This is a genomic window from Mobilitalea sibirica, assembly GCF_015999265.1.
GTDB classification, from domain to species: domain Bacteria; phylum Bacillota; class Clostridia; order Lachnospirales; family Lachnospiraceae; genus Mobilitalea; species Mobilitalea sibirica.
The window spans coordinates 324,193-350,086 of record NZ_JAEAGR010000003.1; the positions used below are offsets into that span (position 1 = coordinate 324,193).

The 25,894-nt window shown below is 35.3% G+C and carries 27 protein-coding genes; 15 read left to right on the forward strand and 12 right to left on the reverse strand.

Annotation, left to right across the window (positions count from 1 at the left end; translation table 11 throughout):
* Positions 1 to 162: 162 nt before the first annotated feature.
* Both I5677_RS05020 and I5677_RS05025 read right to left on the reverse strand, forming a co-directional pair.
* Entirely contained in the window at positions 163 to 1,080 is a 918-nt protein-coding gene (locus I5677_RS05020) for an alpha/beta hydrolase (protein ID WP_197660475.1), read from the reverse strand.
* A 196-nt stretch (positions 1,081 to 1,276) separates the two neighbouring features.
* Positions 1,277 to 2,638, reverse strand: a complete 1,362-nt coding sequence (locus I5677_RS05025; RefSeq protein WP_243456496.1) for an MATE family efflux transporter — start codon at positions 2,636 to 2,638, stop codon at positions 1,277 to 1,279.
* A 308-nt stretch (positions 2,639 to 2,946) separates the two neighbouring features.
* On the opposite strand from I5677_RS05025, the gene I5677_RS05030 reads away from it, so the two are divergent.
* From I5677_RS05030 to I5677_RS05045, 4 genes are all read left to right on the forward strand, one after another.
* On the forward strand, positions 2,947 to 3,111 hold the full coding sequence (locus tag I5677_RS05030; protein ID WP_197660477.1) for a (2Fe-2S)-binding protein: 165 nt from the start codon (positions 2,947 to 2,949) through the stop codon (positions 3,109 to 3,111).
* A 277-nt stretch (positions 3,112 to 3,388) separates the two neighbouring features.
* The gene (locus I5677_RS05035) at positions 3,389 to 4,522 is read left to right on the forward strand and encodes a DUF4317 domain-containing protein (RefSeq protein ID WP_197660478.1); all 1,134 of its coding nucleotides are present in this window, start codon (positions 3,389 to 3,391) and stop codon (positions 4,520 to 4,522) included.
* A gap of 154 nt (positions 4,523 to 4,676) precedes the next feature.
* Entirely contained in the window at positions 4,677 to 5,117 is a 441-nt protein-coding gene (locus I5677_RS05040) for a GNAT family N-acetyltransferase (RefSeq protein WP_197660479.1), read from the forward strand.
* Between the two features lie 107 nt (positions 5,118 to 5,224).
* Positions 5,225 to 6,289 (forward strand): hypothetical protein, encoded by a 1,065-nt coding sequence (locus I5677_RS05045; protein ID WP_197660480.1) that lies wholly within the window; start codon positions 5,225 to 5,227, stop codon positions 6,287 to 6,289.
* 289 nt (positions 6,290 to 6,578) lie between these two features.
* Here the strand turns inward: I5677_RS05045 and I5677_RS05050 are convergent, their stop codons facing one another.
* Together I5677_RS05050 and I5677_RS05055 are read right to left on the reverse strand one after the other, a co-directional pair.
* Entirely contained in the window at positions 6,579 to 9,182 is a 2,604-nt protein-coding gene (locus I5677_RS05050) for a cation-translocating P-type ATPase (protein ID WP_197660481.1), read from the reverse strand.
* 329 nt (positions 9,183 to 9,511) lie between these two features.
* Complete coding sequence (locus I5677_RS05055; RefSeq protein ID WP_197660482.1) at positions 9,512 to 10,873, reverse strand: VanW family protein; 1,362 nt, start codon at positions 10,871 to 10,873, stop codon at positions 9,512 to 9,514.
* Positions 10,874 to 11,359: 486 nt separating this feature from the next.
* Between I5677_RS05055 and I5677_RS05060 the strand changes: the two genes are divergently transcribed.
* Positions 11,360 to 11,986 (forward strand): DUF4004 family protein, encoded by a 627-nt coding sequence (locus tag I5677_RS05060; RefSeq protein ID WP_243456497.1) that lies wholly within the window; start codon positions 11,360 to 11,362, stop codon positions 11,984 to 11,986.
* An 18-nt stretch (positions 11,987 to 12,004) separates the two neighbouring features.
* A complete protein-coding gene (locus tag I5677_RS05065; protein WP_197660484.1) occupies positions 12,005 to 12,619 on the forward strand; it encodes a hypothetical protein in 615 nt (204 codons plus the stop codon).
* 300 nt (positions 12,620 to 12,919) lie between these two features.
* Here the strand turns inward: I5677_RS05065 and I5677_RS05070 are convergent, their stop codons facing one another.
* The 5 genes from I5677_RS05070 to I5677_RS05090 all read right to left on the reverse strand — a co-directional run bounded on the left by I5677_RS05070 (position 12,920) and on the right by I5677_RS05090 (position 15,774).
* Positions 12,920 to 13,324: a DUF2680 domain-containing protein gene (locus tag I5677_RS05070; protein WP_197660485.1), complete on the reverse strand. Its 405-nt coding sequence runs from the start codon at positions 13,322 to 13,324 to the stop codon at positions 12,920 to 12,922.
* Between the two features lie 125 nt (positions 13,325 to 13,449).
* Complete coding sequence (locus I5677_RS05075) at positions 13,450 to 13,647, reverse strand: hypothetical protein (protein WP_197660486.1); 198 nt, start codon at positions 13,645 to 13,647, stop codon at positions 13,450 to 13,452.
* A gap of 232 nt (positions 13,648 to 13,879) precedes the next feature.
* Positions 13,880 to 14,956, reverse strand: a complete 1,077-nt coding sequence (locus I5677_RS05080) for a hypothetical protein (protein WP_197660487.1) — start codon at positions 14,954 to 14,956, stop codon at positions 13,880 to 13,882.
* On the reverse strand, positions 14,953 to 15,450 hold the full coding sequence (locus I5677_RS05085) for an RNA polymerase sigma factor (protein WP_197660488.1): 498 nt from the start codon (positions 15,448 to 15,450) through the stop codon (positions 14,953 to 14,955). Before I5677_RS05085 ends, I5677_RS05080 begins: the two co-directional genes overlap by 4 nt.
* Before the next feature lie 180 nt (positions 15,451 to 15,630).
* Complete coding sequence (locus tag I5677_RS05090) at positions 15,631 to 15,774, reverse strand: hypothetical protein (RefSeq protein WP_197660489.1); 144 nt, start codon at positions 15,772 to 15,774, stop codon at positions 15,631 to 15,633.
* On the opposite strand from I5677_RS05090, the gene I5677_RS05095 reads away from it, so the two are divergent.
* From I5677_RS05095 to I5677_RS05105, 3 genes are read left to right on the forward strand one after another with little or no spacing between them, the layout of a single operon-like run.
* Positions 15,766 to 16,287, forward strand: a complete 522-nt coding sequence (locus I5677_RS05095; protein WP_197660490.1) for a GNAT family N-acetyltransferase — start codon at positions 15,766 to 15,768, stop codon at positions 16,285 to 16,287. The genes I5677_RS05090 and I5677_RS05095 overlap by 9 nt on opposite strands.
* A 36-nt stretch (positions 16,288 to 16,323) precedes the next feature.
* A complete protein-coding gene (locus tag I5677_RS05100) occupies positions 16,324 to 16,908 on the forward strand; it encodes a class I SAM-dependent methyltransferase (protein WP_197660491.1) in 585 nt (194 codons plus the stop codon).
* A 2-nt stretch (positions 16,909 to 16,910) separates the two neighbouring features.
* The gene (locus I5677_RS05105) at positions 16,911 to 17,267 is read left to right on the forward strand and encodes an MmcQ/YjbR family DNA-binding protein (RefSeq protein WP_197660492.1); all 357 of its coding nucleotides are present in this window, start codon (positions 16,911 to 16,913) and stop codon (positions 17,265 to 17,267) included.
* 48 nt (positions 17,268 to 17,315) lie between these two features.
* Here I5677_RS05105 and I5677_RS05110 read toward each other — a convergent pair whose 3' ends face one another.
* Together I5677_RS05110 and I5677_RS05115 are read right to left on the reverse strand one after the other, a co-directional pair.
* Positions 17,316 to 17,861, reverse strand: a complete 546-nt coding sequence (locus I5677_RS05110) for a rubrerythrin family protein (RefSeq protein WP_197660493.1) — start codon at positions 17,859 to 17,861, stop codon at positions 17,316 to 17,318.
* A gap of 284 nt (positions 17,862 to 18,145) precedes the next feature.
* Positions 18,146 to 18,751 carry an FMN-dependent NADH-azoreductase gene (locus I5677_RS05115; RefSeq protein ID WP_197660494.1) on the reverse strand — a complete coding sequence of 202 codons (606 nt, stop codon included), beginning with the start codon at positions 18,749 to 18,751 and terminating at the stop codon, positions 18,146 to 18,148.
* A 292-nt stretch (positions 18,752 to 19,043) separates the two neighbouring features.
* Between I5677_RS05115 and I5677_RS05120 the strand changes: the two genes are divergently transcribed.
* Positions 19,044 to 19,871 (forward strand): endonuclease VIII, encoded by an 828-nt coding sequence (locus tag I5677_RS05120; RefSeq protein ID WP_197660495.1) that lies wholly within the window; start codon positions 19,044 to 19,046, stop codon positions 19,869 to 19,871.
* A gap of 285 nt (positions 19,872 to 20,156) precedes the next feature.
* Here I5677_RS05120 and I5677_RS05125 read toward each other — a convergent pair whose 3' ends face one another.
* Complete coding sequence (locus tag I5677_RS05125) at positions 20,157 to 20,969, reverse strand: DUF2935 domain-containing protein (protein WP_197660496.1); 813 nt, start codon at positions 20,967 to 20,969, stop codon at positions 20,157 to 20,159.
* A gap of 291 nt (positions 20,970 to 21,260) precedes the next feature.
* Here I5677_RS05125 and I5677_RS05130 point away from each other — a divergent pair, with 291 nt between their 5' ends.
* The 5 genes from I5677_RS05130 (at position 21,261) to I5677_RS17160 (ending at position 25,856) form a co-directional block, all read left to right on the forward strand.
* Positions 21,261 to 22,019 (forward strand): sulfite exporter TauE/SafE family protein, encoded by a 759-nt coding sequence (locus tag I5677_RS05130; RefSeq protein WP_197660497.1) that lies wholly within the window; start codon positions 21,261 to 21,263, stop codon positions 22,017 to 22,019.
* Positions 22,020 to 22,129: 110 nt separating this feature from the next.
* The gene (locus I5677_RS05135) at positions 22,130 to 23,086 is read left to right on the forward strand and encodes a substrate-binding domain-containing protein (protein WP_197660498.1); all 957 of its coding nucleotides are present in this window, start codon (positions 22,130 to 22,132) and stop codon (positions 23,084 to 23,086) included.
* 507 nt (positions 23,087 to 23,593) lie between these two features.
* On the forward strand, positions 23,594 to 23,725 hold the full coding sequence (locus I5677_RS17310; protein ID WP_279380742.1) for a hypothetical protein: 132 nt from the start codon (positions 23,594 to 23,596) through the stop codon (positions 23,723 to 23,725).
* Positions 23,676 to 24,845 carry a ribosome small subunit-dependent GTPase A gene (rsgA, locus tag I5677_RS05140; protein WP_197660499.1) on the forward strand — a complete coding sequence of 390 codons (1,170 nt, stop codon included), beginning with the start codon at positions 23,676 to 23,678 and terminating at the stop codon, positions 24,843 to 24,845. Before I5677_RS17310 ends, rsgA begins: the two co-directional genes overlap by 50 nt.
* A gap of 36 nt (positions 24,846 to 24,881) precedes the next feature.
* Positions 24,882 to 25,856, forward strand: coding sequence for a GNAT family N-acetyltransferase (locus I5677_RS17160; protein WP_243456498.1), 975 nt, complete (start codon positions 24,882 to 24,884; stop codon positions 25,854 to 25,856).
* Positions 25,857 to 25,894: the final 38 nt, after the last annotated feature.

The window sequence follows — 25,894 nt, forward strand, 5'->3', positions numbered from 1 at the left end:
ATTAATTACAATTAAAGTAATAGAAAAGAAGCATAATTATTGATTTTAAATATGTATATTAAAAGTTATGAAATCCCCGGCGTAAATTCCGGGGATTCTCTAGTTGAAAATAGTACACTTGTTAAAACCACTTATGGTACATCATCATCAAAAATGAAAATGCTAATCCTTCCCAGCGTAGAATTTTAGGTAATCACTAATACTGTCTTTTCTCAAAGTATGGCCGCCGTTATACAGTTCAAACTCAGATGTTACTCCCCTCTTTTGGAGAGCATCATATAAGGATTGCAGACCGACAGAGAACGGATCGTTGCTATTACCCGCATCGAGATATATGTGAAGTTTATCAAATCCTTTCTCTTTATCAAATTCAATAATATCCTCTATCTGATCAACATGATCATTTGGAAACAACCATTTCTCCAATTGTCTGTCAGAATAATCGTTGGAAAGTACTGCTGCGCTATAACCGCCAACTTTACTGAACATATCAGTATGATGAAAGGCAATACGCAGGGCAATCATTCCGCCCATGGAAAATCCACCAATATACCTATCTTTTGCTGATGGTTTGGTATAGTAGTGTGAGTCAATATAGGATACCAATTCCTTACTTATGAATTTATCTATATTGCGTTCATCAAACTTACCATCATCCTCAAAATCCTTAGTAATTTCCTTTAACGTGGCATCCTTGGTATAAGGGAAAACCATTATCATCGGTTCAATCTCACCTTTATTAATTAATTCATCAGCAACTTCCGCTACACCATTGTCTATCCACATGGTTTCGTCTGAATTATAGCCATTCAACCCATACCAGACAGGGTATTCCACTCCATTACCATACCCCTTAGGAAGATAAATCATGCAAGGCATTTCTCTCTCCATGAAATTACTCATTATAGAGAGTTCTAACACCTGAGATTCCTTTATAGGCTCACTGAAACCCGCGCTTCTATGATCCCCTACTTTATCATAATTAATGAATAAAATTAACCATATGAAAATGATAAAAGAAAATAAGATTACGCATAGTAATATTATATTATTTATTTTTACTTTGTTATTTGAACTCATACAATTCATCCCCTCAATCTTATTATAAGGGATAATTATGGAAAAGAAAATTGGAAATTATATATATATTCCTTATAGTTTTATATTATTACAGAAACAACCACATCAAGTGATGTGGTTGTTATGAAGATGAATTATAGACAAATAGCTATAATATCAAAGTAAACGTGCTTATTTTGCATCATCTATTTACTATTTATCTTGTTACATTCTTTAACCATTTCATAGATCTGTACCGCCAATAGCTTACAGGTATCTTTAAAATCTCATCACTGAGTAATACCATATATACAATAGGAACAGGAAGCTTCAACACAAAAGCTGCAATAAATCCTAAGAGAATGGATACTCCCCAAAGGAAGCCTGCATCCAGGTATAAACCAAACTTTGTATCCCCACCGGCTCGGCAAACACCCACTACCACTATGGCATTGAAGGACTGACCAATAGCGAAATACGACATAACAAACATAAAGAAGTTCATATAAGATTTGGCCTGATCACTGAGTGATAGTATATCTTTTACGACTACGGATGCACTGAGAATTACAAAAGCCCCGATAATTCCCATGATAACGGATAATCGAATAAACCGTTTTGCGTAGAGCTTAGCCTGATCTTCTTTATTTTGACCGATTGCCTTACCTATTAGAATAGCAGTTGCATTGGCAAGACCAAAGGATACAACCATGGCAAGCTGTCTGGTAACCTGCGTTATAGAATTGGCAGCAACTGCAGATTTACCAAGATGACCGATGATAGCTGCAATTGTTGAGGTACCGACTCCCCATATAATTTCATTAATCAACACCGGCATTGAGTATTTAATAAAATCTCGAAATAATAATTTATCATGGGGAAAGAGGTCCTTAATATGAAAGTTGATGACCTTGTTCTTGAATTTTGCATAAAACAGTACAATGGAAAGTTCTATCAACCTGGCAATCAAGGTGGCAAGTGCAGCACCACGAATTCCCATTGGCTCCAATCCAAACATACCGAAGATAAAGATGGCATTTAAGGATACATTTACAATTAAGGAAACCAGATATACAATCGTTGAGATGATTACCCTCTCTATACTACGCATGATATTTAGATAAATCAATGTAATCGCAGTAAATACATAGGAGATTGCTATAATACGAAGGTACGACACGCCTTCCCTTATAACATCATCTTCATTAGAAAATATTCTCATTATTTGATATGGGAATAGAAGAACGACGATAGTAAAGAGGACGGCAACTACAAATCCAATCCGCATCGTTATACCCATAACCTTTTCTATGGTTCGGATATCCTTCTTTCCCCAGTATTGTGCTGTTAGTACACCGGCACCGGATGTTAAGCCAAACAGGAACAAAAACATGATAAATTGTACCTGTCCGGCTAGAGAAGAGGCAGAGAGTACGGTTTCGCCCACCTTACCAAGCATAACAACATCAGCAGTGTGTACTCCCACATTAATCAAATTTTGCAAAGCCATGGGTAATACCAAACTGAATACAAGTTTATAAAAATGTCTTTTTTCTTCTTTTTCGCTTATTAAGTTCATAGCTAACTCCTTAAATATCATTAATTTTCATACGTAAAAGATAGAAGTGGTAGTTTATGTACTCTTATGATTTTTATTATAGGCCTATCGATAGATTAGGAATAGTATCTTTAACATATAACATACGTATCATCGGTATGTTTTATTATTTGGGGAAATCTCACATAAATTCCATTTATTATAGCACAACGCATATAATCGGTAAAGATTAAATTTCTACTTATCATATTATTCAGATGGATTATTTATATAAATAGAGTTCAAAAATCGTAAACGGATCATTTGAATATAAAAATAAGAGCAATCTCATGGATAATGAAAATCTAAATTATGAAATCCTGGATAAACTGACAAAGGTATGTATCTGCAAAGGAATTCCAAGATCAACGATTAAAAAGGTAATTAAGGATGGCGCAAATACACTACAAGAGTTTCAGAAAGCTACGGGAGCCGAATCAGGGGCCTTAGGTTGATAAAATGCAAACTGAGAGTTTTTTTCGCTTTCACTTGAATAAGGCAATTTTAGATGATAAACTAATATCTGATGAACAAGAAATCATATTGGATGTTGTTATTTCATCCATTTATATTACTGTCGAATTAATTTTTTTAAATCAAAATCTAGTGACGAACCAAGAAGGAGAGGAGTAGTTTTCAATAAATGTAACTAGGAAGGAAAACTTAAGTAGATACTTAAGTAAATACTTATGAGACATCTTAGGAAACAGGTTATTAAAACGGAAAAACAGTATGATAAACAGCGAAATTTTGGAGATAAAAAAACAGTTTAAGCATGAGAACTGTTCTATAACAAAAGTTAGTGGATGCTATGTGGATGGGGAGAAAGAGATAAAAACTAAGTTTACGGAATCCTTTTTGTGTATGCCGGAGGAGGAGACCTTTAAATACTTTGAGATATTTAAGAAAACCTTGTCCGGAACGATTGGTAAGAATTTAATTAACATGGATTTTCCTTTAGAGAGTGAATTTAACGGCGGTACGCAGGAGTTTTTACTAAAACTTCGAGATAGTGAGTTAAAGGAGGATACCCTTCTTGATGAGTTTTATGAGAAAGTGATACAGATGTATGATTTTGTTGGAAATTATCTGATCCTACTGATCTATTCTGCCTATGATGTACCGGGTAAAACCAGTGATAAAATTATGATGGACGATGCATCGGATGAGGTATATCGATACATACTCTGTTCTATTTGCCCGGTGAAGCTTTCAAAACCGGGATTAAGTTATAATTCCGAGAGAAATCAGATTGAAAAGCGTGTTCAGGACTGGGTTGTGGATATGCCGAGTAATGGATTTTTATTTCCTGCGTTTAATGACCGAAGTACGGATATACATAGTATCTTATATTATTCAAAAGATACAGAGGAGCTTCATAATGATTTTGTAAATCAGCTTCTTGGTTGTGAGGTGCCAATGTCTGCCGGCGGTCAGAAAGAGACCTTCCAGACGATCATTAAAGAAACCCTTGGTGAGGATTGTGAATATGAAATTGTTAAGAATATTCATGAAAAGCTCAATGAAGTAATTGAAGAACATAAAATGAAGGAGATTCCGGAACCGCTTATACTGGATAAAAATGAAGTTAAGAATATATTTGCAGAAAGCGGTGTGACAGAAGAGAAGCTAAAAGACTTGGATAACAACTATGAAAAAATAACCGGTGAAAAGGTATCCTTATTAGCATCTAATATAGCCAATACCAGAGTATTTGAAGTAAAAACCCCGGATGTGATTATTAAGGTAAATCCGGAACGATCTGATCTGGTAGAAACTAAAATGGTGGACGGACGAAAGTGTCTGGTGATAGAAATTAATGATCAGGTGGAAGTAAACGGAATTATAGTGAAACCATCCTGTTAGTAAGTAATATTAGTTTCACCAGTTTTACAGGATGAATCCGAAAGACATATTTAAAAATCATATTAAATATTAAATAATAAAAATAATGCTTACAAACTGTTAGTGGCATACGTTTAAAGAAGAATAATATATGCGAATGAAGGAGCTCTTTAGAATGAATGGATTTTTCAAAATGGAAAACGAAGACCTGAAAGAATATGCAAAACTTTATGTAGGAGTGTTTAATGCACCACCCTGGGATGATCAGTGGACGATAGAAACAGCTTATAAAAGATTATATGATATCAGTAATACATCAGGCTTTATCGGGTATAAATATGTTGAAGATGGTGAAATAAAAGGGTCCATTATGGGGAATCTTGAACAGTGGTATGAAGGTTTTCATTACAACTTAAAGGAAATGTTTGTTGCTACACAATTACAGGGTAAGGGGATTGGAAGTAAGTTATTAATGGAATTAGAGAAAGAACTTAAGGCTTCTGACGTTAATACGGTGTATCTTTTTACCTCAAAAGGTGATTTGACAAGTCATTTCTACTCGAATAATGGATATGAGGAAATTCAATCTATGGTAATGATGGGTAAGAGTATTTGATAAAAAGATTATCTTACAAATATGTGAAAAATCAGATATGGTAGAAATAATAGTTATATATCTGACTGAGTAAACAGAAGATAAATAATAAGGAGAAGATATTTCCTATGAATGCAATTATACCCTTTCGAGTAAATTATGTGCCTATGAAAAAGTTAGCTCTGATTAGTTTTGCTAAAAATCCGGATATTTTATATAGAGGTTTCGAGCTTCAATATCTAGATGGGAAACCATATGGAACTGGATGGAGAGTATTAGCCTACCGTAACGACTACTATGTTGATGTTTATGACGATTTATCTTTAAATACGATTGAAAATGAGAGATTTGATGTAGCCGAAAAAGGATTAAAGAACTATACGAAAAGAGAATTTCGAGAGATGGTGTTTGAGAAGACAGAGTCTGGTATTCTTATTGGTTTTTCCTTTCTAGATATATCTAATCGAAATATCTATGTAAATATAAAAGAGAACACAGATAGAGTGAGTAAGGCAATGAATATGTTGGCACCGGTTGGAGCCGGTTCAGAGAAGCCGTCATCCCTTCCTTTGTTTTTCTTATATGAGTTTGATTTTGTTAGAAAACGGAAAACGGATATAATAATTGAAATTGACGGTAAAAAGTATAAAGCAGATAACTTCCCATTTCCGGTAACGAAGGAGCTACAGTGGAGATATTACACAAGATATTCTATGGATTGTCAAATTATTGAATTTGCGAAAGCAGATGAGGGTAAGCTGATACCGATAGAACTAACGGAGGATTTCACTTATACAGATGGTCAGATAACATATTCCTTTACTCCGAATAATAAAAATATATCATTAAAATCTATCGTAATTGATGATAAAAGACATCCGGTAGAGATAGAATTTCATGAGCCTATCTTGACAGAATGTAATCAGGAAGTAGCGTTGGATGGAAGATTTCATGTGACTACGGAAACTGTTATGGGAACTGTGAAAGGTACATATCAATTAGAACTTGCGAATGGAGTCTGTAAATTTTCAATGTCACCTGATGAGGGATGGAAATCGGTACCCAATTCTTTTCTTACTAAGATGATATTAAGTTCAAAATCGATTTTTTGCACTTGGCCAAAGACATATTGGTATGAACAGGTAATTGATATGAACAATATGGAAGCCAGGTCCAGATGGATAAAAAAATAGAGATAAATTGTTAAATAAACTCTCAGTAGAATGAATGTTTATTAAATAAGAAGTAAGGGGCTGTTGCAAAATAAATCAGCGGGGGATATGACGAAAGTGCACTCAGGTGCACTTTTCTTCTCATATATAGGTTGACGGACACATTATTAATTATGTATGCCTTAATCGAACATATTTGTTCGTCTAGTCAAAAATAATCAACAACATGTCCAACAAACAGTGTATAACGGTAAATCATTACCCCTACTTATTAATAATTTTGCATCAACCCCTTATAAATAAGCTAACACTAACGGTCTCTTACAAAGATCAGCTTATATAACTGAACTAAGACCAAAGGAACCAAGGATAAGCCATAAATAGCAAGATATTGCATACCTGTAAGTGCTTCCACTTCGAATACCTTTGAGAGAGGATTGAAGTTTAATACAAACAGTAATAATAGATTACCGATGATTATGGAAAACCATAGGGGCTTATTTGTAAATACACCAACTTTAAATATAGATTCTTTGGATCTTGAATTAAAACCATGAAATAATCTTGATATACTTAGAGTAGCAAATGCCATGGTGCTGGCAATAACTTTATTACCTGTTTCAAGTCCAATATGAAAAGCAGCCATAGTACTGATAGCAATAATAATTCCTTCAATTAATACTTCAATACCAAATTGCTTATTTAAAATAGGAGTGTTTCTTTTCCTTGGTTTATCTTTCATAATTCTTTCATTATGTGGCTCCAAACCAATAGCAATGGCCGGAAGGCTATCGGTTAACAGGTTGATGAATAAAAGATGAACCGGTGCAAAAGGAACCGGTAAGGAAGCAAGTGTTGCATATAGAACTGCAAGAATACCTCCGGTGTTACCTGCTAACAAGAACTTTATACTATTCTTTATATTCTCATAGATACTTCTTCCGTTTGAAATAGCTTTTACTATGGTGGAGAAATTGTCATCGGTTAAAACCATGGAAGCTGCATCCTTAGCTACTTCTGTTCCGGTAATACCCATGGCGATTCCGATATCTGCTTGTTTTAGTGCAGGGGCATCATTCACACCATCACCGGTCATGGCAACCACATTACCAAGCTCTTGCCATGCTCTTACAATTCGTATCTTGTGTTCAGGTGATACTCTGGCATAAACGGAAATCTGTTCAACCTTTTCTTTGAGCTGCTCATCACTTAGAGAATCTAATAAATAGCCTTCCATAGCTTCGTTTTCATTTTGCAGGATACCAATCTCTTTTGCGATGGCTGCCGCAGTAACCTTATGATCTCCGGTAATCATCACCGGTTTTATTCCTGCTTGAATACAGCTTTCAACTGCCTGCGCAGACTCAACTCTAGGTGGATCCATCATTGCGATTAATCCAATAAATATCAGATTGTCTTCATCCTTTAAGTCAATGTCATTCTTTTGAATTTCTTTATAGGAGAATGCCAGTATTCTGAGGCCGTTTGTAGATAATTCATAATTAATCTTTTCAATTGTTTGTTTATCTGCCTTTGTAAAGGCGGTTATTTCATTTTCTTTTTGAATATGGGATATCCTGCCCAGCATGACATCGAGTGCGCCTTTGGTTATCATGACAGTTTTGCCGTCTAATTTATGGACCGTACTCATTAATTTACGATCAGAATCAAATGGAATCTCACTGATTCGGGGGATGTCCTCACGCATTCTTTCTTCGTCTAAACCGTAGATTTCCCCTAGGTTTACTAAGGCGATTTCTGTTGGATCTCCGATTTCTTTATCCTTAACTGTAATCGCATCATTACATAATAGGGCCATTTGAATCAATTTTTTCTCGGTTTTGTTATTAATATCCAGATGGTTATCGTCAATTATATTATCATTGACATAAAGTTTTTTTACCGTCATCTTATTCTGAGTTAACGTACCTGTTTTGTCCGAACATATTACGGAGATGCTGCCAAGGCTTTCTACAGCATGTAATTTTCTAACAATGGCATTTTGTTTTGCCATCTTTTGCGTACCGAGTGCAAGAACGATTGTTACGATAGAGCTTAAGGCCTCCGGTATGGCAGCAACTGCCAGTGAAACAGCAAACATAAAGGATTCAGCGATTGGATGACCTCGAAATAAATTGATTGAGAAAACCAATGCCGAAATAGCTAGAACAAAGATAGCCAGTTTCTTACCAAATGCATCCAGGTTAGCCTGCAAAGGGGTTTTCTTTTCTTTCGCACTTTCTAATAAATTTGCAATCTTACCAATCTCAGTGTTCATACCGATTGCTGTTATAACAACTACGGCCCTTCCATAGGTTACAAAACTTCCTGAGAAAACCATATTCTTTCTGTCACCAATCGCGATATGATCACCGTCAATTTTATCTGAAGTTTTTAATACGCTTATGGATTCTCCTGTTAAGGAGCTTTCATCTACCTGTAAACTAAAGGTCTCAAGTATTCTGCCATCTGCACTTATATAATCTCCGGCATCTAGATATAAAATATCCCCTACAAGAAGTTCCCTTGATGGAATTTCAACCTTTTGACCATTTCGCAACACTTTAGCAGTAGGAGAGGATAAGGCTTTTAAACTGTTGAGGGATTGTTCTGCTTTTTTGTGTTGGGCTGTACCCAGGATTGCATTGATTATGATAACAACCATAATAACAATGGTACTTTCTAATTTTCCTAAAAAAGCAGTGATGATTGCTGCAGCAATTAATATTAAGACAAGGAAATCTTTAAATTGCTCTATAAAAACTTGAAAGGTGCTTTTGCGCTTCTGCTCTGCCAGTTCATTAAAGCCCTGTTCCTCCCGCCTTTTATGGATATCATCCTTCCTTAAGCCATTTTCCGTTGTGCCTAAACTTTCTAAAACCTGCTTTGATGTTAATTTGAAAAATTCTTGCATTATATAACTCCTTTCAGGGATATTATTATCATTTGAGTATCTTTGCTTTCATGAAATAAAAATTTAATGGTGGTTTTTCATAAAATAAGTTGAAATTTTCATATGGCCTGGAACGTGTTGTCTATATGCCATTATGTAAACACAGATTATACGTTTAACAAGGTAATAAAAAAGACCTTTAGCAGGTTATATATATTATAATCCTACTAAAGGTCTTGCTATCCATGTGGAGTATAAAACCAGACTAATATTTAGCCGATTGTTGGTTTTATAACTTGTAAGCTACTCCCCTTTAACGAAAATACTTTACCATATTATTGTTATTTTTGTCAATCTTCTTTTTTCTCCTTAACACCGATATAAGTAATTCCCGTTATTGGTCTGTAATAATGAGTATCGAATAAGGAACTGTCAACAAGCTCACCATTTTCATATAATTCTTTATAAACTTTGACTTTGTAGCCGGGCCTTGACTCACGATAAGCAAATTCCTCATTCGCGTATTGAACATACTTACCCTCAGTATCCTTCCTAATCGTTGGGTTAGGAGCTTCAATTGTTTCAATTAATTCCGATCTAAACCTAAGTTCTCCGTTGTTTGGAAATGGTTCTCCATAAATTTCAAAGAAAACTTTCTTATCTTTATAGAAAGAACGGATATAGATTGGGCTGTCTTTTGTATTCTTAAACTCTAGATCAATTTCAGGATTATAATTAACCGTAGTATCTAAGCCCATCTCAATATAAGAAGAAGGAATAGAATGTCTTTTGTATCGTAAGACCTCAAGTCCTGCTCTTATAACCGTATTGTATAAGGTTGTGGAGGTTTGAGACACACCGCCACCAGGAACATCTACAAATCGTCCGTTTGATATCATAGGGGCATTTTTATAGCCTTTGGAAGGATGTCGTTCACCGGTAGTATCATTAAAGGAGACTACTTGTCCCGGGTATACAACCATACCGTTAAACTCGGATGCAGCTTTCACTATATTAAAGGTTCGACCCTCAGCACTTCTGGATAGATCTGTTCCAAACGTAACTATTTTTTCATGTTTACCGATAAAGTCAGAAGCTCTGACGCTGGGATTTAATACTTCTCCCTCCAGATTAAAATGCATATTGTAAATACCATTGGCGATATTATCTTGAATTTCTGTAATAATGTCTGATACCTCAACATGAAGTCCATTATGTTCATTCTTTATGAGAAATTTTTGCTTTGCATCGGGTTTAAATTCAATAGTAGCATCCTTTGGTTCTATATAAAGTTCTTCTTCAATTTCTTTCAGCCGGTCAGATAATTGTACCGTATCATAGAAAAATTCGGTTTCTAATTCATATCCAACAGAATTGATATGCTTGTGGGCAATAAAATTTTGTAATAGACTACCCATCCTTCCACGTTGATATGCCTGATTTAATTTTTCCTCAATGTCATAAGATGCACCAATATCTTTATAATCCAATAACCATAGCTTGTTATCATATTCAAGTTTAATCTCAAATTCATCTAGATTGGTGTTTCTGGCTTCCGATAACTGTTTTTTAGCCTCATCTATGGTGAGCCCTCCAAGATTGATATCATCAATATATATTCCATTGTAATATGTATTTACATTAACGGTTTGATCCAAATAATGATATGCTTCTTTAGAAAAAGCAGATAAAAATAAAAACTGAATAAGCATGATATAGGTTTTTATCAAAATAATTTCATTCCTTTCTTATGTGAAATTTGAACTATTTTCTAAGGTTTATTAACATAACTTTTATGAACCATATAAAAGGATAGTATTAAATCCATAGATAACTATAATAACATATATAGATTATTTGGGGTATATACAAATATCTTACAAGAAGATGTTTTGATTTTAATTATATCGGTTTCTGATATATCTTAATTATCAGAATTTGATTTGTTATTGCTTGTAAAGCTTTGAGATATTTTTATCATAACATAAATATATTAATAAATTGTGACTGAATTGTGGTTTCCAATGATTACCATGTTGAAAGGTTGAAATGAAGCATATAACTGTTATAAGTTTACGGGATTTTTTATATGCAGAGCGATTAGTAAAAAAAATACCATATAAGGCGTTGACAGCGTAACAATGTTATGTTACATTAATATCACAGAACAAAACAATGTTACGCTAAGAGGTGATGATTTGAATTTAATATCTAAAAAAGATCTGTTGGCAATCACAGGAATATCCTATGGTCAGTTATACCGTTGGAAAAGGGAGCGGCTGATACCGGAAGAGTGGTTTATCAAACAATCTGCTTATACCGGTCAGGAAACCTTCTTTCCCAGGGAACAGATTTTAAGCAGAGTAAAATCAATCTTGGAACTTAAGGATAAGTATTCCTTGGAGGAACTTGCGAAAATTTTATCTCCGGAAACTTCTCTAACTAAAATCACGATCAAGGATTTATACGAAATAGAGGAAATAAATAAAGGTCTTCTTGAATTGCTACCAAAGATCTATAAAAATGATTATTATGACTTTATTGATGTGGTCTTTATAGTTGCAGTGTCTGAGAGTACAACAAAAGCCGGATTAACCAATCAACAATGTGCAGAACTGATTGGCTACAGTATCCCTGTAGTTTCAAAACAAAAGAGTACCAACATCACATGTACAGTTTTTTCTGTTGGTGAGGAATATCACATGGTTATATCTCCAAGTTCCCTATCGTTGGATTTTGATGGTGGTATTCAGATTATTGACCGGTTATCACTTAGTGAGGTTGCAGATAAGATTAAAATTAAATATGATAACAAATTCATTTAATCAGATTGGAGGATTCGTATGCAGGATTTTAGTTTAGAAGGTATCGGCAAAATTAACGGTGGAGAATTTCGTACCCTTAATGTGGAAGGAGTAGGTAGCTGCTCCAGTGGTGTAAAGGCTGAAAACATCTATATTGAAGGAGTATTTAATTGTTCTGGAGAGATAGAGGTTGAACATCTGCACTGTGAAGGTGTAGCTGATTTTACAGCGAATATTAGGGCAAAACGAATCAATGTGCAAGGTGTAGTATCCGTCCGAAGAGATGCAAAAATAGAAGCGGAAGAAATCATCTGTGAAGGTGTGATAAAAGCCGGTGGGGAGATTTCGGCAGATTTCATTAATGCAGAAGGGTTTATTCAGGCGAAGGAAATCTTTGGTGATCGTATCAGAATAAACTCTCATTATCACGGAAAGAGAATAGTGAATTTCTTTAAAAGAGAAAAGTCTGATATAAAGTTAATAGAAGCAACTACGATTGAATTAAGCGATGTAACCGTTAGTACAGTTAACGGAAGAGATATTACTATTGGACCATATTGTAAAATAGATCATCTCGACTGTAATGGTACGCTGTTTATTGATCGAACGGCAACTGTTGGCAATATCACCGGGAATTACACTATGAAAAACTAGTTTTGTTCGTTATATTCCAGTAGAATCGTGAACATGAAAACAAATATAAACTATAAAACAAAATAGACAGTTGAATCTATAGCTGATATATGTAAAGACGGAATATAGAGTTTCCAACACACTAGAAGGAGTACACATAAATCTACTTCTCCATATAGTATGTTTAGAGTCTTTATATTCCGTCTTTTTTTATTAAGAATTAGCATTTCTTCTTACATTAAAGTATCCATCAAATAAATTCATTCATGAAAGTAGATTCCTAACGAAGTAACTACCGTAACCTATCCGAATTAATCTTAATTATCTGCTATTTTTATGAGATGATTTCCTTGGAAAGGGAAACTCACCACTTTCTTTCATATGGTTGAATTTCTCTGTCATTCGGACTTTAAGTCTATCAACTTCATCCTTATCCATAACACCTAATTTAACCAATTTATCCATCAAATTAAGCTTGGATTGCATTTCTTTTTCCATTAACAGATAAACTTCATCCTTTTGCTTATCTGTTAGAGTATTCCATTTTTCTCTGGCTTTTTGTACCTTCTCTTTCATAGCAGTTTTTTTATCTTGATTATTTTGATCTTTTTCTGACAGTGTTATCGATTTTGTGCTCATATCACCTGCATAAGCAGTAATCGGACTCAATCCAATAAAACCAATTAAACCGGTTAATGCGAAACCACATAATTTTGTTTTGTACATCCGATATCCTCACTTTCTTGAAACAGCGTTAGGACTCTAACTTTCAGGTTTATTATTTCCAACTGTTATGAAGATATTGAGGAATATTCAATGTAATTGTTAACATTTCGAATTTACTACATAATTTATCTTACATCTCTTGCAGGCATCTCATCCGGAATAGAAGGGGATGCAATGGAGGGATTGGGTTGATTGTATTCCGAAGTCTGCCCAACCTCATTACCCGAACTACCGGATTCATTGGAGGTATTCATGGAACCGGAATTGTTTTTTAAACCGGTACGTTTTGTTGGGGTTCCTTTATTATCATTCATCTTATCCATAATATTATGCTCCTTATATTAATTTGTACATGATTAAAGTGTAAATACAAGCTATTTCTAAGCATATAGGTATACTGGCATACAAATACATAGATTATATCTAAAATAATTGCAGCTCCTTATGACACTTTAATCAAAAATTATAGTTAATAAGCTACATGCATAGTTTTTCGTAGTTCTAACAGAAATATACATAGATGATTGAATGGATTTTTGAATGTTTTACGATTGGTTATTCTGTTTTGAATACAATCGGATCTTCATATGAGATGTCTTCATACTTTGGTTGGATGATGGTTATCGCATCGGCATCAATTGGTACACTTTCTAGTATTTCCTCTATTTCCTCCTGTGTCATCCCGGGAGAGAATTGTAAAGTATAGATACCATTACCCAAAGTCTCACTGTCAAACATGATTTTTGCATCATTAAAATGTCTTTCTTTCTGATAATCAATTAAGGTAAAGGTTAATCCATTTTTTGTTGTATAATCAGAAGTTACAATATCATAATCATCATTTGAAATAAATCTAATGTCCTCTATTGATGCGTCAACCGGATAATAGAATAGATAGACCTTTTTATTAAGGGTTGAATCATAAGTAAAGAAGGCTCTGATATATTCATGTGTACGATTATCGTATTCTTCCTTCTTATACACATAACCGTCTTTATCTAAGAGATAATGGTTCATGAGATGTGTCGGGGTTATATCAGGAAGGCCTATTTCGGCAAAAGCATCATCTCCCGGATAGATATCACAATTATCTAGGATGGTTTTTATTACATCTTCATCCGGTTCCTGCCCAATTCTGTAACCAACCACAAAAGGACCGTTTATTATTTTTCTACCACCACGATAATTCTTTGTGGTGATTTTTTTTGCATTCATATCTTTCGGGAGAAAATCTGCTTCAATTTCCTCTTTCATAGGCTCTATCGCTTGTGCTGTATTCTCTTCTGTGGCAGGTTCTATCATTTCCATTATAGTTTCTAAATCATCATCTGAACTTTCAGCCAACTTGGGATTTACTGAGTTTGCATTACCGGGAGAGGTACGTTTGAAATATCCGGATGACCAAACCAGAGCTATTCCCATTACGAAAAAAAATATGAATGCAGCAGCTACTCTGGCTACAGAAGATAGGAAAGCTTTCTTTCGTCTTATAAGGGATTCTGCGCGCCATTTTATCTTATTGTTTTTTACAGAACCTTCTTCATAAGCAAGAAGATGCTCTGTAATCCTTTTGTCCATGAAAGCATCAGTATCTATCTGTGATATTGTTTTATTGAACTCATTTTCTCTCATTTGGCATCCTCCAATTCAATTTTTAATAACTCCCGCCCTCGCTTTAGTCTCATTTTAACCCCGGATTCACTTAAATTCAGAATTTCGGCAATTTCTGATACCTTATAACCAACAAAATAGTATAATTGAATCACGGACTTATATTTTACAGGCAACCGAAGGAGGTCTAAGATTACTTCTTCTGTTTTCGGCTCATAGGCAAATGACTCTAGATTATCAATATTTACTTTGTTTTTGTACCAAAAACTCCTAAGATGATTTTTACACAGATTAATGGTAACCCGTATGATCCAACGTTTCTCATCCTCAGCACTTGAAAAGTCAGGTGCATAATAACAAAGTTTGATAAATGCCTCTTGCAGTATATCCTCACTATCCTGTTTGTTGCCTACGTAAGAAAAAGCAATCCGAAAAAGAAAAGATTTATAAGATTGGTATTTTTCGTATATGAATTTTTCTGTATTCCATAGCTCGCTACATTCTATCTGATCCATAATAACCTCCCTTCACTATGAAAACACTTGAATATATGAAATGGTCACACTATATTAAAAAAGTTTTAAGTTTTCTAAAACAACTGAATAGATAAGTCAATTCTAAGTTTTTGGTGGGGTTTTTTGGATATTCTATTTTAACATTTTTAGGTTATATAAGTAAATGATAATTGACCTAGATTATTCATGAAGCCATACCTCATCTAACCTTCGTCTTTCATCCTCTAAGGCATGTTCCATGAATAATCCGGGTTGAATATAACCGGTAGTTATGTTACTATAACTGGTAGAAAAAGGATAAGGATAAAAGAATAGATGAATCAAATTAATATTAGTTTGGCACAACCTGAGGATCTGGATACAATATATGAAATCACAACAATCGTCGCAAAAGCTTTGGAGGATAATCTGTATTTTAGTCCTGATAGTAAAGAGATAACAAGCCTGCATATTATTGAAAGAGGGTTTACACTTCTTGCATCCTGTGAAGAAAAGGTAGTGGGATTTCTTGCGGTGCGAATACCTCAAAGTGATAATGATAATCTGGGATATGATATCAGTATGTCTAAAACGGAACTTCATAAGGTTGCACATATTGAGACGGTGGCGGTCCTACCTAATTACAGGGGGAAGGGACTTCATGTTAAGTTATTGAATGAAGCAGAGAAGCTAATAAGGGACCAAGGTCTACATTATAGTATGGCTACGGTATATCCCAATAATCGATATAGTCTAAATAATTTTTTGAATAGGGGATATAAAATTGTAAAAACGACGGAGAAATACGGTGGTTTACTGCGACATATTGTATATAAAGACTTATTTTGCGAAGTCTGAACATAGGATTTGAGTAATGAAAGAGGAGGTGTTTGTATGCCGGAGGAGCATCAAATAGCAGAGGAGAGACTTTATCGGATTGAAACACAGGAAGTATCCCTGGAGAAACTGGTTTTACCCGGAAGGATATTAGACATAGGAGGCGGAGGAGAAGGGATTATCGGCCAAATATTTAAAGACAGAGTAATTGCCATTGACCCAAATCCTATGGAGCTTGAGGAAGCCTCCGAAGGACCTTTAAAAGTCGTAATGGATGCCAAGGAACTGAAATTTTTAGAGGCTTCTTTTGATGCCATAACCTCATTCTTTACATTTATGTTTATTCCAAATTGTGATCATCAACAGGTATTTGCTGAAGTATTCAGAGTCTTAAAACCCGGAGGAAAGTTCGTGGTTTGGGACATAACCATTCCACCCTATGATGGAGGACTCAAAGATATCTATGTTGTTCCGTTAAAACTCTGTCTTCCGCATAAGAACGTTGAAACAGGATATGGAACCCGTTGGATAGAGAAAGAACAAAGTACGGAATATTTCTGCAGGCTTGCCGAGGCAACCGGTTTTAATGTCGACGCAACCCAGATGAATGGGCAAGTGATGACACTTTGGTTTAGGAGATAAATATGCAGACGAGGAAAAGCGTAGTAGAGTATTGTTTGACATTTCCTAAGGTTTATGAGGATTATCCATTTCATGATGATAATTGGACAGTTATGAGATGCCTTGGTAATAAGAAGGCCTTTGCCTTTATTTACGAAAGGCAGGATAGAATTTGGATTAATATTAAGTGCAATCCGGCTTGGATTGATTTTTGGAGAACTGCTTATGAATCGATTATACCTGCCTATCATATGAATAAGCGTTACTGGAATACAATTATTCTTGATGGCTCTGTATTAGAGACTGATATAAAAAGGATGATTTCGGAAAGTTATGATATCGTAAAACCTAAAAGTAAAGTAAAAAGAAAAGTGCTATAATCTAATATAGGTTCGCACTTTTCTTATGCTTTATAGTAATCGAAATTGTTATAAATCAATATTTCTGCTGTATAGTCTGTAATAGCCTTGCGGAAAGCCACAAACCGGACAGATTATCGGAGCACATTCACCGGACATAATATTACCACACTGCATACAGATCCATAGAGTAGCTCTATCCTTGCAAAATACATCACCCCGTATAACTTCTTCATATAATTCACGAAATCTTAACCCGTGATTTAAGTCAATATTAGCAACACCGTTAAAAAGAGCCGCTATTTCATTATAACCTTCTTCTCTGGCAACACGGGCAAATTCCCGATACATCTCATTACCTGCCAAAGTTTCTGCTTGAGCAGATTCCTCAAGAGCTTCAGCTGTAGTGGGTAATACACCATCATTCATCACTCTTAACCAGGTACGAGCATGCTGTCTGTCATTTCTTGCAGTAGTTTCAAATACATTTCCTATCTCTATATATCCCTCATTTCGGGAAATTTCTCCGAATATTTCATACCTTGCACTTGCCATAAGTTCATCTTCATATGCCGTCATCAGATTACTATAGGTTCTGCTTTGCTGAAAGTCCATAGTTCCTCCTAAAGGATAATCCAAACTATGTTATATCTTATGTGAGAATATAATTATTTATGTTGTATTAATTTATGATTTGTTTATGGCAGCCTAGTATTAATTTCATAGAAATTTTAGCATAAAATACGTCCATTATCATGTTTTTGATTCTACTACAGTAATTGATAGGTGACAGTATGTCTTTGTAAATTATAATTCTATTCATTGAATTACTTTAATAGGCATATCATTCCTAGCTGTCAACGAAGTATTCTGATACTCGAAAGATTTTTGTCTTTTAGTTAAAAGCTTTTCGCTTTTACTTCCGCTTCTTTTATTGCGTTAGTTATAATAGTCTCGACATCATTGCCGATTACATCCAGTGCGTCAGCAGTGATGGTGGTAAAATCCTGAATTCCTAAAAATCCAAAGACGGTACGTAGATACCGATCACCCATTTCATAAGCTGCTCCGGGGCCATCGGAGTAAGACCCACCCCGGGATGTGATGTGAATTGCTTTCTTGCCTTGGCATAAGCCGACCGGTCCTTGCTCTGTATACTTAAAGGTGATACCGGTTACACAGATATAATCAATATAAGCTTTTAGTATGGCAGGAATGCTTAGATTCCACATAGGTTCTGCTATAATATATTTATCAGCCTGTGCAAATTGATAAGCATATTTCAGGATTGGATGAGAATTGCTTTCCTCGGTTTTTGGTCCGAAAACCGTATCAATATCTTCACTGGTTAACATCCGAATTCCTTCTTTATATAAATCAAGAGTAATAATTTCATCTTCCGCATGAATTTCCTTATAGCTTTTTATAAAACTGTCAGAGATACGAAATGTCCGTGATGCTCCTTCCGGCTTCGGATTTGCTTTTAAATACAGTATTTTACTCATCATAATACCTCCATTATTTTATTAGTATAGTATTGCTTAATGAGCTTAAAAATTATTTGAGGAAAATCTTATAAACTAATGGTTTCTATAAGATATATATTATATTCTTGAACACAATGGGAAAATACACTATTATTTTCAATAAAAAGTCATGTAAATATGACATATAGCTGTCAGATTATAGATTCTATAATCAAGTTTACAAATATTATGAACGGTATAAGTCGATCCTAAATGAATGGAAATTAAGAAAGATAATAGAAGCAAATATTTTTTTGAAAGAGGTGTGATCATGATTGAATTAGTAGAATCAACAATTTTAGCGGAGCAATTAAAACAGACTATAGTGGGGAAAAAGATAAAAGATGTTATCGTGGGACAGTCTCCTCATAAATTTGCCTTCTTTACCGATGACCCCGAAAAATATCCATCTTTACTTATAGGGAAAGAGATCAGTGAGACAAATTCCCATGGAAGCTTTGTTGAAATAGTAATAGAGGATAGAGTACTTCTGTTAAATGACGGTATCTCTCTTAAGTATCATGATAAAAATGAAAAACGAGCTGTTAAGCATCAGCTGCTGATTGAATTTGAAGACTTGTCATCAATCAGTGCCTCGGTTCAGATGTATGGCGGAATTTTATGCTATCCGAAAGGTGAGATTGATAATTCCTATTATCTTGTTGCGAAGGAAAAACCCTCGCTCCTTTCAGATGAATTCAACAGAGCATATTTTACAAGTATCCTTAGTATGCCGGGGATGGAAAAGTTAAGTGCAAAGGCCTTCTTAGCAACGGAGCAGCGCATCCCGGGCATTGGTAATGGTGTGTTACAAGATATTTTATATTATGCTAAAATACATCCAAAGACTAAGATAAAAGCCTTCTCTGAGGAAGATAAGGACAGGCTGTTTTCTTCAATTAAAACTACCCTAAAAGATATGATAAAAGCAGGTGGCAGAGACACGGAGAAAGATTTGTTTCAACAGATCGGTGGTTATCAGACCAAGATGAGTAAAAACACTCTGGGAAAGGAATGCCCGGTATGTAAAACAATAATTCAAAAGGAAGCATATTTAGGAGGTAGCATCTATTATTGTGGTGGATGTCAGAGAGTTTAATTATCATGATTAGTGTGTCAAAAAACCTTTTATCAAACTTGGATTCGTCAATTTGCACATACTCTTTCTTTATGCAGAGGGATGCAAACATAATTTAGTGAGCAACTGTTATGAAGTCGTTGGTACTTAGACTGCGTGTTTTCGGTCTTATGTGCCACTACGTACTTCATTCAAGCGAGAGCGTGTTGCGAAATAACAGGCTGATTATGCATATGGAAAAACGAATTATAATAGATGTATAGTATTTCGAAACCATATGCATAGTAAGCCTGTTTCTCAGTGTTCTCAGGCCTCAATTCTCTCATGTAAAGGGTCACAATCAGGTCTCTTAATCAATCCTGCGCTTTGAGATAATTTCCATAGATAATAACATTCTTCCCGTGCCATATGATCAGCCATCAAGGGGAATATGGTTCCTAAGATTCGTCCATCCATTCTTTGGTCACGGATGTCCTCCAAAAACTCCTTAAATAGTAATACGGCTTCCCCTACCTGCTCATTAAATCGGCTTAAAGACGGAAATTGATCCATCTGCGTTCGTAGATATCCGTTCATTATTATGGCTTTTAAGTTAAGATCAGAAAATTTTGCTTCAAAGCAATTACTTTTATCAATCATATCCTTTTCAATCAAGTCCAAATTGGAGGTTACACTGGCTGCATGACCTATGGCATCTACTAACCATAACCTATGGTAATGTAAAGGATGAAATCTCGCATGCTGTCCATCAACAAGGGTATTTACAATTAACAGATACTCTTCAAGCTCATTTAGCATATCGTTAATGAAGGTTGGGGGTAGATGGAGCTTGACATCTGAATTTAATAAAAGTGAAAGCAATAATAACTTGAATTCTCTGAATTGAAACGTAAGGGGATAAACCTGTCTGTTTAGTAAATCAAGTTCTGTTGATGAAAGCTGTTTACGGGCTTGCTCCAAAAGGTGATCATAATTAATAATGAAATCTTGAGCCCGCTGTAAATATTCAACTTCATTTGGTGCCAACGAAAAGAAGATAAACCTCGCATGATCACCCATTATCTGTAGCCAGAAACGATGTTCAAATAGAAGTGATTCTGTAATATCATAATTCTCCAAATAAAATACCTCCTGGGTATCCTTACTCATAAAATATATATGCATAAGTAGAAGTAAATAGTTGAGAAATTTGAATTATAACTTTATTGACTTTAGATAGACGTCAATATATACTAAATTTCATGTTATCAAATATTGACTGAACGTTGACAGATAAAAGATGATAAAGAATAAGAGGATTCGATGATTCACGTAGATAGTGTGGAACACGGATGGAAAGTTAAGATAATTCCATAAGATAAATTAGTACGACGTTCAAAATCGTGAGCTATAGTAGATAGGAGAATTATAATGGAAATTACTTTAGAGATGTTTCTGATTGTTTGCCCTTTGGTATTTCTGGCAGGTTTGGTTGATTCAATTGCAGGAGGGGGAGGGTTAATATCCCTGCCTGCTTATTTATTCGCAGGAGTACCGCTACATTTTTCCATAGGAACGAATAAATTATCCTCTGCTATAGGGACTACCATATCGACTTATCGGTATTGCAAGAATAAATTTGTTGACTGGAAAGTAGCGATACCTTCTGTAGTCCTTGCGTTAATTGGATCTACTATTGGTGCCAATCTGGCTCTAATGGTGGATGAAAAGGTTATGAAATACATACTGATAGTAATCCTTCCTATTATTGCTGTTTATGTTATGAGGGGCAAATCCATGAAGAAGGATACCGGTGGGAATCTACTTTCTAGAAATAAAGTATATTTGATAGCCTGTCTTGCCTCATTTTTTGTAGGAGCTTATGATGGCTTTTACGGTCCTGGGACAGGTTCGTTTTTAATCTTAATCTTCACCGGCCTAGCCAGAATGAATATTAAAGTTGCTTCGGGTAATACAAAATTAGTGAATTTGGCTTCGAACATAGCTGCATTAGCAACTTTCTTAATAAATGGAAAGATATTATTCAGTCTTGGAATAACGGCAGCTGTTTTTAGTGTTGCCGGCCATTATGTTGGATCCGGTCTTGTTATGAAAAACGGTCATAAAGTAGTCAAACCCATTATTTTATTGGTTCTGGCTATTTTATTTATTAAGGTTATATCTGAATAATTCTTGCATTCCAGAGTTGTAATATAATCGACTGCCCATGGAATATATTGTATAAACAGTATGATAATGAGGTATCTGAGAATATTTACAGACCTTAAGGAAAGTCGGTTATGATGATATATAAAAAAATAATTATAAATTTTGTTGTCATCACATTAGCTTTTATTCTTTTTGTTGTATGGCATCAATTTAATTTTATTAAGTCAAAACAAACATCAATGTCTTTAATTCCTTTTTATACAGTCTATTTGGTAACGGTAGATCAGGGATTTCGATATTGGGGTATTTTAAACCAAGGAGCAGCTGACATGGCAGAATTAATCGGCATAAATTATATATGGGAGGCTCCGGAAGTGAGAAGTACGGAGAGACAGATAGAAATTATTAATGAGGCTGTGTTAGATGGGGCGAATGCATTGTTAATTGCTGCGGATGATCCTAAGGAAATATCGGGACCGGTGGAAGATGCCAAAGCAAGAGGTGTTAAAGTAATTTATGTTGATACACCGGCATATGAAGAAGCAATAACTACTTTAGCAACCGACAATTATGAAGCCGGAGTTATTGCGGCCCAGACCATGCTAAGGAATCTGGATGAAGCAGGTGTTGAAAGCGGATCCATCGGAATTGTTAATTTGGCCGACAAAGAAAATACCAGACTAAGGGAAGTGGGATTTCGTGAAATGATGGAATTAGACGAAAGGTTTAATCTTATTGAAACCATATATACAGCACTGGATAGACCGGAGGTTACGCAGGAAGCAGCAGAACAAATCATTGCCCAAAATCCGGATTTGGTAGGTTTATTCGGAACAAGCGAAGGTACCAGTCTTGGTGTAGGCTATGCGAATAGAGCAAATGACAAACGCTATGTTACCATTGGTTTTGATTTAACGGATGTTTCATTGCCGTTACTTGAGGATGGGAGCTTTGATGCCCTTATTGATCAAAACCCATATACTATGGGTTATCTTGGTATGGCGGAAGCTGTAGCAGCAATATTAGGGAAAGAAACCGGTCCTGAGTTTATTAATACAGGAGTCACGGTAGTGGAAAGTTATCCATAACGGTATCTGAATTGATATCATTGATTGGATACCGTTTAAAATTGAGCTTGCAATATGGGAAAATATAGATTATAATAACAACGATATTACATTATATTTCCATCGCATTCATCAATTGAATGCATTGAAAGGAGCTGTTTTAATGAGTGCATATTTAATGGTGATTTCAGCTTAAAACAGAATATGGGGCAGAGCTAAGACTTAGTTAATGAGGTTTATTGACCTCTTTTTAGTGATGCCGTGTTTAGTAACCTTTCGTGAATACTATGATGGTAGCACACTTTAGGGTGTGTTTTTTTTATACAAAGGTATTCTTATGCCGCTTTAAATCAAATTCGTCTATAAAGTAGGCAAGAGAATCCTTTGTTTTATTAATCCCTAATAACGTACCGCAGGATCACAGTATCGTTTTGGCTGCTTTCTGCGGTATCTTTATGCCCTTTATTAAGCTTTTAAGCTGATTTTATTGATTTATTCGATTATTTGTATTGAAAGGAGAGATGAGTTATGAGTGAAAATAACGTAGATAGAAATGTATTAAATGTAGTTATGATACAGAAATATATTCAAGGATTTATGGAGGAAAACAATGATAGATTTAAAGGATTATGGATTGATAAAGGATTATTATATCGATGATGATATGAATAAAGATACAGTGAACAGCTTTCAAGATGGGTTATGCAGAAATCTTGAGAATGGGATGCATAAGTCAGATGTAGACAGGGAGTCGCATCAAAGCATACTCTATGGACGAGTAACGCAGGTGCATCGTGAAATGTATAAAGTAATAACCCCAAATGGGGAATGCAACGCTAAACTAAAAGGATCGTTATTAAATCAAGTTGTTTCGGCAGAGGAATTTCCGGCGGTAGGTGATTTTATACTGTTAAAGTATAATGAGCAGGGCGAGTCCCAGATTTTAAAGGTATGCAAAAGAAGATCAAAATTCTCCCGTCCGGATTATTCCGGTCATGCTGCCGGATATGCAAAAACCATATTAGAGCAGGTGGTAGCTGCTAATTTTGATTATGTATTTATCTTAGCATCTTTGAATTATGATTTTAATATTAACAGAATTCTACGCTATATTACAGTTGCTTGGGAGAGTGGAGGCATACCGGTTGTGATTTTAACAAAAGCTGATTTGGTGGAAGATTATAGTGAACAGCTTAGTCGATTAAAGAACCAGGCGATCGGAGTTGATGTCATAGCCGTTAGCGCAGTGGCAGGTATGGGACTGGATCAGCTTAGAGAGTATCTGATACCGGGTAAAACAATCGTTTTTCTGGGTTCTTCAGGTGTTGGAAAATCCACTCTAGTGAATGCATTAGCAGGAGAAGATATCATGAAGGTAAATTCAATTCGTGAGGATGATAGCAAAGGACGCCATACGACAACCCATAGGCAATTAATTCGATTGGATTCCGGAGTTATGATAATAGACACACCCGGAATGAGAGAACTGGGAATGTGGGACATTAAAGAAGGACTGGGCGAAGCATTTTCAGATATTGAGGATCTGTTCTTACAATGTAAATTCTCTGATTGTACCCATAGAAGCGAGCCGGGCTGCGCGGTTCTTGCTGCAATTGAAGAAGGTACTTTGGAGCAAAAAAGATGGAAAAATTATCTTCAGATCAAAAACGAGGCAAAATATACACAAGATAAAGCGGCGTATCTAAAAGATAAGAAAGAGTTTTTTAAAAAAATTAACAAAGATGCAAAAGTCAGATACAAAAATGGAGGTAAAAGATAATGAGATTATTGAAGATAGCAAAAGGGGAATAAGATTATGAAAATAGAAGATTTTAATCACAGTCATATTGACATGGCTGTTGCAATAGCTATGGAAAATTATGAAGAGGAAAGAAAACACGTGCCCATATTACCTAAGATGGATAAGATCCCGGAGATATCACACTTTGCTGATAATCAATTAGGTGTTGTAGCAGAGGAAGAGGGAAGGCTGATTGGGTTTTTAGGTGCATTTTCACCGAGAGAGGATGCCTTTGGTACTACGAATGTATTGGGGACATTTTCCCCTATTCATGGGCATGGGGTGATAGGAACAGATAAAGACAGAATTTATTCCAGGCTGTATCAGGCTGCAGCAGACAAATGGGTTAAAGCAGGCATTCTTAGTCATGCCGTTGCATTCTATACCCATGATAAAGAAGCATTAAAAAGTTTCTATTATAATGGCTTTGGCCTTCGATGTATTGATGCCATCCGTATAATGGAGGAATTACCTGCAGCTGATCTCAAAGTGGAAGGATATGGAGATAAAGAGACTCTTGCGTATCTGGAAGTGGAAAGAGAGGATTGGAGTAGCTTATTAGATTTTCATAATCAGCTAATTTATCATTTGGGTTCCAGTCCGAGCTTTATGAAATTTCCTAAGATTAATAATGATCAGTTATATCATCGAACCTCAGAAACGACCCGCTACTTTGCGGTCAAAGATGGAGAGCAGCTCATTGCATATATCAAGGTCGAGAGCGAGGGAGAGAACTTTATTACGTTGAACCCAGGGATGTTAAATATCTGTGGTGCATATTGTCTACCGCAATACCGAGGCAGAGGTATCTATCAAAAACTTCTTTCTTATATGATATCTATCTTAAAGAAAGAAGGATATTCACTGCTTGGTGTGGATTGTGAAAGCTTTAATCCCACCGCCCGTGGATTTTGGCTGAAATACTTTACCGAATATACGCACAGCGTAGTAAGAAGGATTGATGATAAGGCGATACAAATTTTTAATTAAATCAATATTTTAGAACTATCGCTATAACCGTTCTTATC